This is a genomic window from Vibrio sp. Isolate32 (genome assembly GCF_022397955.1).
Lineage (GTDB): Bacteria > Pseudomonadota > Gammaproteobacteria > Enterobacterales > Vibrionaceae > Vibrio.
Genome location: NZ_JAKEUQ010000001.1, coordinates 93,238 through 106,471 on the forward strand (window position 1 = coordinate 93,238; position 13,234 = coordinate 106,471).

Below are 13,234 nucleotides of genomic sequence, written 5' to 3' on the forward strand. Positions count from 1 at the left end.
AAAAGTTTTTAATATTTATTATTTTAGGAGATCCACCATGCCTGTAACTAACTTAGCGGAACTTGATGCTCTAGTAGCTCGCGTTAAAGCAGCACAAGAAGAGTTTGCAACATTCTCTCAAGAGAAAGTTGATGCTATTTTCCGCGCAGCTTCCCTTGCAGCGAACCACGCTCGTATCCCACTAGCACAACAAGCAGTTGCTGAATCTGGAATGGGTATTGTTGAAGATAAAGTTATCAAGAACCACTTTGCCTCTGAATTTATCTACAACAAATACAAAGACGAAAAAACATGTGGCGTCTTAGAAGAAGATGACAACCTAGGCACAATGACTATCGCTGAGCCTGTAGGTATCATCTGTGGTATCGTTCCAACAACGAACCCAACTTCTACAGCAATCTTCAAATCTCTAATCTCTCTTAAAACACGTAACGGCATCATCTTCTCGCCACACCCACGTGCAAAGAACTCTACTAACGACGCAGCGAAGCTGGTTCTAGACGCAGCGGTAGCAGCGGGTGCTCCAAAAGACATCATCGGTTGGATCGACCAACCATCTGTAGAGCTTTCTAACGCGCTTATGAAGCACGACGGTATCGCACTTATCCTTGCTACTGGTGGTCCAGGCATGGTTAAAGCTGCATACTCTTCTGGTAAGCCTGCAATCGGTGTTGGTGCTGGTAACGTACCTGTAGTTATCGATGAAACAGCTGATATCAAACGTGCTGTAGCATCTATCCTAATGTCTAAAACATTCGATAACGGCGTTGTATGTGCTTCTGAGCAAGCTGCAATCGTTGTTAGCGATGTATATGAAGAAGTTAAAGAGCGTTTCGCTTCTCACAAAGCTCACGTTCTATCTAAAGCTGACGCTGACAAAGTACGTAAAGTACTTCTTATCGATGGCAACCTAAACGCGAAAATCGTAGGTCAACCTGCACCAGCAATCGCTGAAATGGCGGGCGTTAAAGTTCCTGCTGATACAAAAGTACTTGTAGGTGAAGGTCTTGGTAAAGTTTCTTACGATGACGAGTTCGCTCACGAGAAACTGTCTCCAACTCTAGGTCTATTCCGCGCAGACGACTTCGAAGACGCTGTTGCTCAAGCGGTAACTATGGTTGAAATCGGTGGTATCGGTCACACATCTGGTCTTTACACTAACCAAGATACTAACGCAGACCGCATCCGTTACTTCGGTGACAAGATGAAGACTGCTCGTATCCTAATTAACATCCCGACTACTCACGGTGGTATCGGTGACCTGTACAACTTCAACGTTGCACCTTCTCTAACTCTAGGTTGTGGTTCATGGGGTGGTAATTCTATCTCTGAGAACGTAGGTCCTAAGCACCTTATCAACAAGAAAACTGTAGCGAAGCGAGCTGAAAACATGTTGTGGCACAAACTACCTAAGTCTATCTACTTCCGTCGTGGTAGCCTTCCAATCGCAATGAGCGACCTAGAAGGTAAGAAACGCGCATTCCTAGTAACTGACCGTTTCCTATTCAACAACGGTTACGCTGATGACGTAGTCAGCCTGCTTAAAGCACAAGGCATTGAAGTTCAAACTTTCTTCGACGTAGAAGCGGATCCAACACTATCTGTTGTTGAGAAAGGTGCAGAAGCAATGAAGAGCTTCCAACCTGACGTAATCCTAGCTCTAGGTGGTGGTTCACCAATGGATGCTGCGAAGATCATGTGGGTTATGTACGAGCACCCAGAAACTCACTTCGAAGAACTAGCAATGCGCTTTATGGATATCCGTAAACGTATCTACAAGTTCCCTAAAATGGGTAAGAAAGCTGAGCTTGTATGTATCACTACAACTTCAGGTACGGGTTCAGAAGTTACTCCATTCGCGGTTGTTACTGACGACAAGACTGGTGCTAAGTACCCACTAGCTGACTACGAAATCACGCCAAACATGGCTATCGTTGATGCTAACCTAGTAATGAACATGCCTAAGTCTCTAACAGCATTTGGTGGTTACGATGCAGTAACTCACGCTCTTGAAGCTTACGTATCTGTTCTTGCTAACGAATACTCTGATGGTCAAGCTCTACAAGCACTTAAGATGCTTAAAGAGTACCTACCATCAAGCTACGCGAACGGTGCAAACGACCCAATCGCTCGTGAGAAAGTACACAACGCAGCGACTATCGCTGGTGTAGCATTCGCGAACGCATTCCTAGGTGTTTGTCACTCTATGGCGCATAAAATTGGTGCTGAGTTCCACCTACCACACGGTCTGGCGAACGCACTACTAATCTCTAACGTTGTACGTTACAACGCGAACGATAACCCAACTAAGCAAACTGCGTTCTCTCAATACGACCGCCCACAAGCACGTCGTCGTTACGCTGAAGTAGCTGACCACCTAGGCCTAAGCCAAGAAGGTGACCGTACTGCTCAGAAGATTGAACGTCTACTAGCATGGTTAGAAGAGTTGAAACTGAACCTAGATATCCCAACGTCTATCCAAGCGGCTGGTGTATCTGAAGCAGACTTCATCGCTAAGCTAGAAGGGCTAGCTGTAGAAGCGTTCGATGACCAGTGTACAGGTGCTAACCCACGTTACCCTCTAATCACTGAGCTGAAAGAAGTGCTACTAGCGTCTTACTACGGTAAAGCATTTGTTGAAGGTGAAACTTTCGAAGGTACTACAGTTATCCTTAAGAAATCTGACCAAAAACCAGCTGAAGCGAAAGCAGAAGCAGCGTCAAAAGCTAAAAAAGAAAAAGCTAACGCATAATAAGTAAGCATTAGTTTTGAGATAAGTTTTCGCTAGCACGATACTTATCTATCGGGAAAAGATGAAAGCCCCAGTCGAGAGACTGGGGCTTTTTTATGTTAGCTGGCTATTCTACGGATTTTGAAAGGCTAAACTTATACGACTTAATTCAAAATGAATTGCGTGTATTTACTTGAAGTAGAGGAGGACTAAACCTCAGCAGCCACAACCCGTCCACTAAAGTAATCATTAGAGACAATGTATTCCGTTGTTCTGGTCAGCTCATCTTGCAGTTGCGCCCAGTGACATCGGTTGAGCTTGCCATCGGAATTATGTATTGCGGGTACTACGCCACCGACTCGAATACCAAATTGAGTTAGTTCTTTCGCCCAACTATGGGTAAAGCCGGTGATCATTGAGTTCGCGCTCTCTAAGCCGGATACATCATGAAAGTCATCGTGAGATATCACATTTACAATCACGCCTTCCTTATCTTCCTCTCTCAATCTCTCTGCGCTGATTTGTCCAAATGCGAAAAGGGTCGATGCCATCGATGAGAGATCATCAATAAAGCTACTCACAGGCTGATCGCCAATTAGGCTAGGCATCGGGGAGCTTATCCAGTTATTGACTAGCACATCCGGTGTGGTGTTGAAGGTGGTTTGAATAAAATCGTATACGCTGAGAATCGCTTGGTTGTCATTGCCAGTGAGTGTGTAGGGGTAAACCGAGTCAGAAAAGCGGGCACATTGTAGATACGTCGCTTGAAGGGCTTCCGTGTCGTTATCACAGAGGATGACTGTGGCTCCAAGGTTTACAAAGTGGTTCGCTATCGTCCCTCCTAGGCGCGAGCCAGCAGATGTTACCAATATGATTGAGCTTTTTATTTCCATCCCAGTACCTAAGCAAATCGTCCGTGTCGGGTAAGGATGGGTCAAAATTCATACAATGGGTGTGAATTGGTTCAAACTAAGGTATGTGAATTGATAACTTTTTATGAACTTAGTGGCAGGTCACATTTTGTAGTAACTTCAAGTAGTAATCGACATGTGTTGATTGAAGGGTGCCTAAGGCTGGTGGTTCATATAACTCTCGTGAATCTTTCGAATAGCGCGAATTGAACAAAGCAGATAGAGATACAGAAATAAAGTGAGACTGAAGCTATACCTGAGCCTGAATTTGATATTTACGCTGAGCAGTAGATAACTCATTGTAAAGCGTCGCTGACGGAAGATCTGGGTGGTTTTTGTTGGCTAGCTTACGACGGTCGTGACCTGAAAGGTTTTGATAAACCTCTTCAGGCAAGTCACCAGTGTCTTCGGGCATAAACGCCAGAGCTTCAGGTTTTAAGTAATGACAGAGTTTAGCGCTCACCAAGCTTGATTGGTGAAAGTGATTAGACTGTTGTGCTGAAATCTCATAAGACGATTGGTTTGAACGCAGTTGTTGTGGCTCGGCTACACCAAACTGTTTACGTAGGCGATCTTCCGTTGTCTCTGTAACTTCAATTGTGTCGATGGGCGTGCAATCTCGAACATCATTAGAAAACATAGATAACAGCAACGCGAAATCTGCACGGCGACCTTGCTCAACCGCTTGGCTGATCCCGATGCCGAACTTCAGTTCGTTGATGATTCCTGCTTTATCTAAAGTATGTACTTGCATGATGCCTCTCATTTGATACACCTTTAACGGCATCGAGTCGGCAAACTTTAGTCTTTAATTACAGGTAAGTAGGGAATTTATTTAGGGTGGGTAAGTGACGCTGAAAAACACTGAGTTAGCGGCTTTATATTCAAGTTACTGATGCTTCAGATACAAAAAAGCTCACGCCTAGGCATGAGCTTTTAATAGGTAACTCGCTAAAAATAGCGCAGCTTAAGTAATAGATTACTTAGCTAGGTTCTCTTCTACGAAAGACCAGTTTACTAGGTTCCAGAATGCAGCCATGTAGTCAGGACGAACATTACGGAAATCGATGTAGTAAGCGTGTTCCCATAGGTCAACAGTTAGAAGTGGAGTAACACCTTCTTCTGTTAGAGGAGTAGCAGCGTTAGAAGTGTTAACGATGTCTAGAGAACCGTCAGCTTTCTTAACTAACCAAGTCCAAGAAGAACCGAAGTTGTTGATTGCTGAATCAGTGAATTTTGCTTTGAATTCTTCGAAAGAACCGAATGCAGCGTTGATAGCTTCTGCAACAGCGCCAGTTGGTTCGCCGCCTGCTTGAGGTGCTAGACAGTGCCAGTAGAACGTGTGGTTCCAGATTTGAGCAGCGTTATTGAAAACACCACCAGTAGAAGTCTTGATGATCTCTTCTAGTGTTTTGCCTTCAAACTCAGTACCTGGGATAAGACCATTTAGCTTAACAACATAAGTGTTATGGTGCTTACCGTGGTGGAAATCTAGCGTTTCTGCTGAGATGTGTGGTTCTAGCGCGTCTTTCGCGTAAGGAAGAGCTGGTAGTTCAAATGCCATTGCTCAATTCTCCATTGATATGAAAGAGTTAACTCTTTCGATTGCTTCCAGTGATATTATTATTCATGGCTCGCTATGCTGCCAACCATGGTCAATTTGCTGACTTGGTTTCTAGTTTAGCAAGTTTTTACTTTATTAAAAGCATATTTCATCACTTTTATGTGAATTGTTAGTCTAGCTTGTTAACCGCTTTTTTTATGTGGTTTTTATTCTTTTGGTTTGGGGTAGAATAAAGGCAATAAAAGCCGTAATCCATTAACGAGGAAGCAATGGAAACTATCGATAAAATCAAACAGCAAATTGAAGAAAACACTATTCTACTGTACATGAAAGGTTCTCCTAAGCTACCTAGCTGTGGTTTCTCTTCTCAAGCGTCTCAAGCTCTAATGGCATGTGGCGAAAAATTTGCTTACGTAGATATTCTACAAAACCCTGATATCCGTGCAGAGCTGCCAGCTTACGCACAATGGCCAACTTTCCCACAGCTTTGGGTTGAAGGTGAGCTAATCGGTGGTTGTGACATCATTCTTGAGATGTTCCAAAAAGGCGAACTTCAGCCAATCATCAAAGAAGCAGCAGCGAAAGTTGCTGGCGATGACGCTGAGTAAGTTCTAGCTTTTTCGCTGAACAGTAAAATGAGGGGCCTTAATTAGGCTCCTTTTTTGTTGGAATTGATTGAGAGTCGACTCGATAAGGAACGAACAATGAACGTAAAACTTCATTATGTACATGACCCGATGTGCAGCTGGTGCTGGGGATACAAACCAACACTGGAGTTACTAAAACAACAATTGCCTGCGAGCATTGAGTTCAACTACGTAGTTGGTGGCTTGGCTCCGGATTCTGATGAACCAATGTCAGAAGAGATGAAGGGCAAGTTGCAAGCTATCTGGAAGCAGATCGAAGCCAAATTAGGAACAGAGTTCAATCATGAATTTTGGACTGAGTGCCAACCGGTTCGCAGCACTTACCCTGCGTGTCGTGCTGTTATTGCTGCGGGTTTCCAAGATCACTATGAGCAGATGCTTGAAGCGATTCAACACGCATACTACTTGCGTGCAATGCTGCCGCACAGCGAAGAGACACATAAGCAATTGGCTGAAGAGCTAGGCATGAATGTTCAGCAATTCGAGAACGATCTTGCTGGTAAGCTACTTGAGGGTGAGCTAGAAGATCAACTGAGCTTCAAACACGCGATGGGCGTGTATTCTTACCCAACCCTAATGCTTGAAGTTGACGGTATCTTCACTGAAGTTGAGCTGGATTACCACTCATCAGAAACGACACTTAAGTCGATTAGAGAAGTTCTAGTAAAGAGTGCTCCTAGTGCTTAATTGACGAGACTGAATCGTATGATTCAAAACTACTTCAAAGGCTTGCTCGTAAGAGTAAGCCTTTTCTTTTGTTATACCGTAAGGTTTTTATATGTAGCCTGGCGGGAGAAATACCGGATACAAAAAAGACCGCACTCGCGGTCTTTTTAAGTTTTGAAAATTGATTCTGACTATAGAACCTAGCTACAAGCTACAGAACCATAGCTGCAATCCAACCGAATACGATCAGTGGGATGTTGTAGTGTAGGAATGTCGGTAAAACGGTTTCCCATACGTGCTCATGCTGTCCATCTGCATTAAGACCAGACGTTGGACCTAACGTTGAGTCAGAAGCCGGAGAACCAGCATCACCAAGCGCTGCTGCTGTACCAACTAGAGCAATAGTTGCCATTGGAGAGAAACCAAATGCTGCCGCTAGTGGAACGTAGATAGTTGCAAGGATTGGAATCGTAGAGAACGAAGAACCGATACCCATAGTTACCAATAGACCAACCACTAGCATAAGTAGTGCAGCTAGAGGCTTGTTGTCACCGATGCTTGTTGAAAGTGCTTCAACCAAAGATTCAACGCCACCAGTTTGCTTCATTACTGCTGCGAAACCTGCCGCGGCAATCATGATGAAACCGATCATTGCCATCATGTGTACACCTTTCGTGAAGACATCTTGTGTCTCTTTCCAAGCAATTACGCCACCGAAAGTGAATACCATAAAACCAGCAAGTGCACCGATGATCATTGAACCAGTCGATAGCTGAACCGTTAGTGCTGCAACAATACCTGCCGCTGCTACTAGGATGTGTTTCTTGTTGATCTGCTTCGCTTCAGTTGAAACAACCGTGTGAGACGTTTCTTTGTATTGGCGAGGCTTACGGTAAGTGAAGAACACTGCCGTTAGAAGGCCAAAGAGCATACCTGCAGCTGGTAGTAGCATTGCCATTGGAACTTGGCTCGCCACTACACTTTCAAGACCGTTGTCGTGAAGGTTCTTAAGTAGGATGTTGTTTAGGAAGATGCCACCAAAACCGATTGGTAATACCATGTATGGCGTAATCAGACCAAAAGTCAGCACACATGCAACCAGACGACGGTCTAGGTTCATTTTTGCGAATACGCCTAATAGAGGTGGGATTAAGATTGGGATGAAGGCGATATGTACCGGAATCACGTTTTGCGAAGACATGGTCACTAAGATCAAAGAAGCAAGGATGCCGTATTTAAGACCAATCGATGCTGCACTGTTCTCTTTGCCGTGAATGCGCTTAATGACGCTTTGAGCAAGAAGATCTGTGATACCAGAGCGAGAGATAGCAACAGCGAATGTACCAAGCATAGCGTAGCTAAGTGCGATAGTTGCACCGCCGCCTAATCCACTTTCGAAAGCCGCGACTGCGTCGTTCAAGGCCATACCAGAGGCTACGCCACCGATAATTGCGCTGAACGTTAGAGCAACGACTACGTTTACGCGCATCAAAGCTAAAACAAGCATGATGCAAACTGAAATTACAACAGGATTCATATTATTCTCGGGATGTTGTGTTTTTTATGAAGGTAATACGAGTGAGCGTTTACCGACTCTATTTTTTATTCTTCGTCAACAAGAGGCCAACCACCAAGGGCTTTCCATTTGTTTACAATGCCGCAAAACAACTCTGTGGTTTTTTGCGTATCATACAAAGCAGAGTGTGCTTCTTTGTTGTCAAATTCCATCCCTGCAGTGCGGCAAGCTTTAGCCAAAACGGTTTGACCGTAGGCAAGACCACTAAGAGCTGCAGTGTCAAAAGTAGCAAATGGATGGAAAGGGACGCGTTTAAGCTTACAGCGCTCACTTGCCGCATTAACGAAGTTCAAATCGAATGTAGCGTTGTGAGCAACCATGATTGCGCGACTGCAATCTAAAGCTTTTTGTTCTTTTCTCACTAGCTTGTAGATTTCTTTAAGGGCTTCTTGTTCCGACACAGCACCACGTAATGGGCTAAATGGGTCTTTAATTCCGTTAAAGTCTAATGCTGCCTGCTCTATATTTGCGCCTTCAAAAGGCTCAATGTGAAAATGAAGCGTTGATGCAGGGTGCAGATCTCCGTTCTCATCCATTTTTAATGTAATGGCACAGATTTCTAATAATGCATCGGTTTCAGCGTTAAACCCTGCGGTTTCCACGTCGATGACCACTGGGAAATAGCCGCGAAAGCGTTTTTTTAGGGTCAGAGCTTCGTTTTCTACAGTCATGTTAGCCCAAATAAGTGTGATTAAGGCTGCATTATTGCAGATAATAGCAGTGATAAAAACTAGGGAAGGGCAATAAATCATAAATTACCTAACCCATTACGGCTTGATAATTGCATATTTAAACACGAGAGAAAAATGCGGCAATTGGCTGCATTGTTAAACGAATTGCTTAAGAGATACTCCACTTTATGAAGAAACAACTCATAACAGGTTCAATGCTATTTTCGCTACTTGTGTCGTCATCAGTTATGGCACAAGAAAAGCGTTACGGAGCATCTCCTCAACAATCGACATGGGAGATGGTGGCCAATACGCCATTAGAATGTCGCTTGGTTCACCCAATCCCAAACTTTGGTGATGCTGAGTTTTCATCTCGCGCGAGTAAGAAAATCATTTTGGACTTTGAGCTTAAAATGCGCCGCCCAATGGGTGCGACACGCAATGTCAGCTTAATCTCTATGCCGCCACCTTGGCGCCCAGGTGAAAGTGCCGATCGTATGACAACCATTAAGTTCTTCCAACAATTTGATGGCTATGTTGGTGGTCAAACCGCTTGGGGTATCTTGAGTGAGCTGGAAAAAGGACGTTACCCGACATTCAGCTATCAAGAGTGGCAGAGTCGAGATCAGCGTATTGAAGTGTCATTGTCATCGGTGTTGTTCCAAGAAAAATACAATGTGTTCAGTGATTGTGTTGCTAACCTGCTGCCTTACAGCTTTGAAGATATCTCTTTCACTATTTTACACTACGACCGCAACAGCGATCAGTTGAACAAGGCGTCGCGCAAAAGGCTGAGTCAGATTGCGGATTACGTTCGCTACAATCAAGACATCGACCTTGTGCTGGTGGCAACGTACACCGATTCTGTCGACAGCAAAGGGATTAGCCAAAACCTGTCAGAGCGCAGAGCAGACTCGTTAAGAGAGTACTTTAAATCTCTTGGCTTGCCAGAAGACCGTATTCAAGTACAAGGTTATGGCAAGCGTCGTCCAATTGCCGACAATAACTCGCCAATTGGTAAAGATAAGAACCGACGCGTTGTGATCTCTTTAGGTCGCACACAGGTTTAAGATAAACAATAGCTCGTTTTGGAATGATAAAGCCCGTCTTGATGACGGGCTTTTTTGTATTTTAAATTTGGAGTCGTGGTCTAAACGGAGCTCGTTTAGTTCAAGCGGAAGCTAGCGATTATTTCACAGTTGGTCGCGGTATCGATCTTTTCCACCATCGAGGCAATTTTAGGGTTTGGGTGGCGTTTCATGAAATCGATCAGCGCTTTCTTACAGCAACCAATAGAATCGATAAAGCTTGAACACTGAGTATTAGGGCATTGAGGGATTAGTGTGAGTACCTTTTCGGAAGCTAATTGAAGATATTTAAGCTCGTATTCAGTATCGCCAGCCCAACGCCAGAATTGAGCAAGGTTGTGGCAAGAAATTACCGAGATCAATAGGCGTTCATCGGCTTGAATATCGGTACGTTCCGTAATTTCTTCACTTAAGTTCAAAGCCTGCTGATAATGAAGAATACTTCGTACAGGATCGTCGAGCTGCAATGCCGTATCGGCAAGTAACGTGTGTTTTTCCCATTCGCTAATCATTGTATTACCTCACTAATCAATAGGTGATTAATTTAAATGATAATTATTATCATGTAAAGTTTCATCAGTGAGATTGTTAATAATAATTACTGAAGAGTATTGTTCATGAGTGGAAACATAAAAAAGAAGCGAGCATAGTGCTCGCTTCCTTGTTCATTTTATCAGGCGCTCTAGCCCAGCTTCGCAAAATATTGAGGAGTTAACCTTCTAGACCTGCGCTTGCTTGTTTGTTCTGAATCAGCTCAATCATGTAGCCATCAGGATCTTTAACGAACGCAATGTGTGTAGAGCCGCCTTTAACCGGACCCGCTTCACGCGTTACGTTGCCGCCAGCTGCTTTAATCGCATCACACGTTGTGTAGATGTCATCAACACCGATAGCAACGTGACCAAAAGCAGAGCCAAGATCGTATTCCGTGGTGCCCCAGTTGTAAGTCAGCTCAATCACTGCGCCTTGAGATTCGTCACCAAAGCCAACGAAAGCTAGCGTGTATTCGTACTCTTTGTTTTCGTTCTTACGTAACAGCTGCATACCCATTACGTTAGTGTAGAACTCGATAGACTTATCTAGATCACCCACGCGTAGCATGGTGTGTAAAATACGACCGTTTGACATGATTTGCTCCTAGCTTTAACTATGTTTACGTTTTTGTAATTCTGTTTTCTGCCGCCAGAAAATTGCGACACTGTTTAGCCAATAGGCTTGTGGTTCTTGTTTATGAACTTAGACGTCAGTTTTCTTTTGGTGGAGAGTATTCGCACAGATCTTCAATAATACAGCTGCCACAGCGAGGCTTACGCGCGACACAAGTGTAGCGTCCATGAAGAATGAGCCAGTGGTGGACATCCAGTTTGAACTCTTTTGGAACTACTTTAAGTAGCTTGGCTTCGACATCATCGACTGTCTTACCCATGGCGAGCTTAGTGCGGTTCGATACACGATAGATGTGAGTATCAACGGCAATAGTTGGCCAGCCGAAAGCGGTGTTCAATACTACGTTGGCAGTTTTACGGCCAACACCAGGCAGTGCTTCCAGTGCTGCGCGATCTTCTGGCACTTCACCATTGTGAAGATCAAGCAGCATGCGACATGTCTTAATGGTGTTTTCTGCTTTCGAATTAAACAGACCGATAGTCTTGATGTACTCTTTCAGACCATCGACACCTAGGTCAAAAATCGCTTGTGGGGTATTAGCAACAGGGTAAAGCTTATCTGTAGCCTTGTTCACGCTGACGTCAGTTGCCTGTGCAGACAAAAGTACCGCAATCAGAAGTTCGAAAGGGCTACTCCAATTTAGCTCAGTCTCTGGCTTTGGATTGTTTTCCCTCAAACGCTCAAGTATTTGTACTCGTTTTACATTGTTCATAGCGACATTACTTTCAAATAGTTAGGGCAGAGCTTTGGAGTTGGTATTCAATAAACTCGAAAAGTCAGGCCGTATCATCGGTTACGCGCTCTTATGAGCGTCATTGTTATGTGTTTTTGTTATATCTATTTTCTGCCGGTCGGTTGAGCAGCTCGGCAGATTTTTGTTGTTAAGCGTTGGTCACGCGGGCACGCTCAATAACAGGTTTTTCTGGTTTTGGTTGTTTCGATTTTGCTTGATGATCGATGATATTTTTCAACGCAATCAAGAAACCAACACCAATAAAGGCACCCGGTGGAAGTAGAGCCAGCAAGAAGCTGTTATCAAATTGGAAAATTTCAATTCTTAAAGCTGATGCCCAATCACCTAGTAGCAGATCTGCGCCATCAAATAGGGTGCCATTACCAATGATTTCACGCATTGCGCCCAGTACCACCAATACTGATGTCATACCAAGCCCCATCCAGAAGCCATCTTGAGCGGCAGGTAATACTTCATTTTTCGAAGCGAAGGCTTCTGCTCGGCCAATAATGATACAGTTGGTTACGATCAGAGGGATGAAGATACCGAGAGATAGGTACAGACTATACGCGTAAGCATTCATCAGTAGCTGAACACACGTTACCAGTGACGCAATGATCATGACAAATACTGGAATACGCACTTCTTTTGGCACGTGGTTACGAACCAGAGAAACTGCAACGTTCGAACCGACTAATACAAGCAAAGTGGCAATACCCAGCCCAAGTGCGTTAGTGACTGTTGACGATACAGCGAGCAGCGGACATAGCCCAAGAAGTTGCACTAGGGCAGGGTTATTGGCCCACATGCCATTTTTGATTAGTGTTTTATGATCACTCATTATTCACCACCGCAATTTAGAGGTTGAGCAAGCAATGCTTGGTTGTTTTGGTTAACGTATTGGACCGCTTGTTTGACAGATTTCACTACCGCTCTAGGGGTAATTGTCGCGCCAGTAAACTGGTCGAAGTCACCACCGTCTTTACGAACCTTCCAACGGTCAAGATTAGAGTCTGTTACTTGTTTACCGGAAAACGAAAGAATCCAATCACTCACACGTAGATCAATCTTATCACCCAAGCCTGGAGTTTCTTGGTGAGAAAGTACACGAGTGCCTAAAATGGTACCATCGATTTTCATACCGACGATCACCTTAATCGCACCGTTATAACCGTCTGGTGCAATTGCCTCGATAGCAATCGCGCTTGGCTCACCATTGATTTTTGCGATGTAAGCGGGCATCGCTTTCTCTGTACCAAGCTCTTCTGCTTGAACTAATGTACAAGACGAAAACAGTTTGTTGTCGTGAAGATCGTGCGGGATCACTTGGTTCAGTACAGATAACAACTGGGCTTGTTCTTGCTGTTTGATCTGATCTTTTGTTAGGTAGTGGGTTACCGCCACTAAACCTGTCGATGCACAGGCAAAAATCGCGAGCACAAGGCCGTTTTTCTTAATAGCATTTAGCATGATGTCCGCT

General features: G+C 44.2%; 14 protein-coding genes. 4 read left to right on the forward strand and 10 right to left on the reverse strand.

Going from position 1 to position 13,234, the window contains the following annotated elements; all coding sequences use genetic code 11:
* Positions 1-37 precede the first annotated feature (37 nt).
* Positions 38-2,752, forward strand: coding sequence for a bifunctional acetaldehyde-CoA/alcohol dehydrogenase (gene adhE / locus L1D11_RS00410; protein WP_239834330.1), 2,715 nt, complete (start codon positions 38-40; stop codon positions 2,750-2,752).
* 188 nt (positions 2,753-2,940) lie between these two features.
* Here the strand turns inward: adhE and L1D11_RS00415 are convergent, their stop codons facing one another.
* The 3 genes from L1D11_RS00415 to sodB form a co-directional block, all read right to left on the reverse strand.
* A complete protein-coding gene (locus tag L1D11_RS00415; RefSeq protein WP_239834325.1) occupies positions 2,941-3,624 on the reverse strand; it encodes an SDR family oxidoreductase in 684 nt (227 codons plus the stop codon).
* Between the two features lie 268 nt (positions 3,625-3,892).
* A complete protein-coding gene (locus L1D11_RS00420; protein ID WP_275665988.1) occupies positions 3,893-4,396 on the reverse strand; it encodes a VC2046/SO_2500 family protein in 504 nt (167 codons plus the stop codon).
* Between the two features lie 225 nt (positions 4,397-4,621).
* A complete protein-coding gene (gene sodB, locus L1D11_RS00425) occupies positions 4,622-5,206 on the reverse strand; it encodes a superoxide dismutase [Fe] (protein ID WP_004741703.1) in 585 nt (194 codons plus the stop codon).
* A 269-nt stretch (positions 5,207-5,475) separates the two neighbouring features.
* Between sodB and L1D11_RS00430 the strand changes: the two genes are divergently transcribed.
* Positions 5,476-5,814: a Grx4 family monothiol glutaredoxin gene (locus L1D11_RS00430; RefSeq protein WP_004741702.1), complete on the forward strand. Its 339-nt coding sequence runs from the start codon at positions 5,476-5,478 to the stop codon at positions 5,812-5,814.
* Between the two features lie 96 nt (positions 5,815-5,910).
* Positions 5,911-6,540, forward strand: a complete 630-nt coding sequence (locus L1D11_RS00435) for a DsbA family protein (protein WP_239834326.1) — start codon at positions 5,911-5,913, stop codon at positions 6,538-6,540.
* 190 nt (positions 6,541-6,730) lie between these two features.
* On the opposite strand, the gene L1D11_RS00440 is transcribed toward L1D11_RS00435, so the two are convergent.
* Positions 6,731-8,056 carry a Na+/H+ antiporter family protein gene (locus L1D11_RS00440; protein WP_239834327.1) on the reverse strand — a complete coding sequence of 442 codons (1,326 nt, stop codon included), beginning with the start codon at positions 8,054-8,056 and terminating at the stop codon, positions 6,731-6,733.
* 65 nt (positions 8,057-8,121) lie between these two features.
* On the reverse strand, positions 8,122-8,766 hold the full coding sequence (gene rnt / locus L1D11_RS00445; RefSeq protein WP_239834331.1) for a ribonuclease T: 645 nt from the start codon (positions 8,764-8,766) through the stop codon (positions 8,122-8,124).
* Positions 8,767-8,954: 188 nt separating this feature from the next.
* Between rnt and L1D11_RS00450 the strand changes: the two genes are divergently transcribed.
* The gene (locus tag L1D11_RS00450; protein ID WP_239834328.1) at positions 8,955-9,836 is read left to right on the forward strand and encodes an OmpA family protein; all 882 of its coding nucleotides are present in this window, start codon (positions 8,955-8,957) and stop codon (positions 9,834-9,836) included.
* 95 nt (positions 9,837-9,931) lie between these two features.
* Here the strand turns inward: L1D11_RS00450 and L1D11_RS00455 are convergent, their stop codons facing one another.
* The 5 genes from L1D11_RS00455 to rsxG all read right to left on the reverse strand — a co-directional run bounded on the left by L1D11_RS00455 (position 9,932) and on the right by rsxG (position 13,224).
* On the reverse strand, positions 9,932-10,366 hold the full coding sequence (locus tag L1D11_RS00455) for a DUF2753 domain-containing protein (RefSeq protein WP_239834329.1): 435 nt from the start codon (positions 10,364-10,366) through the stop codon (positions 9,932-9,934).
* Between the two features lie 199 nt (positions 10,367-10,565).
* Positions 10,566-10,982 carry a lactoylglutathione lyase gene (gene gloA, locus L1D11_RS00460; protein WP_004734046.1) on the reverse strand — a complete coding sequence of 139 codons (417 nt, stop codon included), beginning with the start codon at positions 10,980-10,982 and terminating at the stop codon, positions 10,566-10,568.
* A 115-nt stretch (positions 10,983-11,097) separates the two neighbouring features.
* Complete coding sequence (gene nth / locus L1D11_RS00465) at positions 11,098-11,733, reverse strand: endonuclease III (protein ID WP_239834176.1); 636 nt, start codon at positions 11,731-11,733, stop codon at positions 11,098-11,100.
* A 169-nt stretch (positions 11,734-11,902) separates the two neighbouring features.
* The gene (locus L1D11_RS00470; protein ID WP_239834175.1) at positions 11,903-12,595 is read right to left on the reverse strand and encodes an electron transport complex subunit E; all 693 of its coding nucleotides are present in this window, start codon (positions 12,593-12,595) and stop codon (positions 11,903-11,905) included.
* On the reverse strand, positions 12,595-13,224 hold the full coding sequence (rsxG, locus tag L1D11_RS00475; protein WP_239834174.1) for an electron transport complex subunit RsxG: 630 nt from the start codon (positions 13,222-13,224) through the stop codon (positions 12,595-12,597). The genes L1D11_RS00470 and rsxG overlap by 1 nt, the downstream gene beginning before the upstream one ends.
* Positions 13,225-13,234 lie beyond the last annotated feature (10 nt).

Bases quoted from the DNA above. Each gene is read 5' to 3' on its own strand.
- L1D11_RS00430 (WP_004741702.1), top strand. From the start codon at position 5,476: ATGGAAACTATCGATAAAATCAAACAGCAAATTGAAGAAAACACTATT.
- L1D11_RS00415 (WP_239834325.1), bottom strand. From the start codon at position 3,624: ATGGAAATAAAAAGCTCAATCATATTGGTAACATCTGCTGGCTCGCGC.
- L1D11_RS00450 (WP_239834328.1), top strand. From the start codon at position 8,955: ATGAAGAAACAACTCATAACAGGTTCAATGCTATTTTCGCTACTTGTG.
- L1D11_RS00440 (WP_239834327.1), bottom strand. From the start codon at position 8,056: ATGAATCCTGTTGTAATTTCAGTTTGCATCATGCTTGTTTTAGCTTTG.
- L1D11_RS00470 (WP_239834175.1), bottom strand. From the start codon at position 12,595: ATGAGTGATCATAAAACACTAATCAAAAATGGCATGTGGGCCAATAAC.
- gloA (WP_004734046.1), bottom strand. From the start codon at position 10,982: ATGTCAAACGGTCGTATTTTACACACCATGCTACGCGTGGGTGATCTA.
- adhE (WP_239834330.1), top strand. From the start codon at position 38: ATGCCTGTAACTAACTTAGCGGAACTTGATGCTCTAGTAGCTCGCGTT.
- L1D11_RS00455 (WP_239834329.1), bottom strand. From the start codon at position 10,366: ATGATTAGCGAATGGGAAAAACACACGTTACTTGCCGATACGGCATTG.
- rsxG (WP_239834174.1), bottom strand. From the start codon at position 13,224: ATGCTAAATGCTATTAAGAAAAACGGCCTTGTGCTCGCGATTTTTGCC.
- L1D11_RS00435 (WP_239834326.1), top strand. From the start codon at position 5,911: ATGAACGTAAAACTTCATTATGTACATGACCCGATGTGCAGCTGGTGC.
- sodB (WP_004741703.1), bottom strand. From the start codon at position 5,206: ATGGCATTTGAACTACCAGCTCTTCCTTACGCGAAAGACGCGCTAGAA.
- L1D11_RS00420 (WP_275665988.1), bottom strand. From the start codon at position 4,396: ATGCAAGTACATACTTTAGATAAAGCAGGAATCATCAACGAACTGAAG.
- rnt (WP_239834331.1), bottom strand. From the start codon at position 8,766: ATGACTGTAGAAAACGAAGCTCTGACCCTAAAAAAACGCTTTCGCGGC.
- nth (WP_239834176.1), bottom strand. From the start codon at position 11,733: ATGAACAATGTAAAACGAGTACAAATACTTGAGCGTTTGAGGGAAAAC.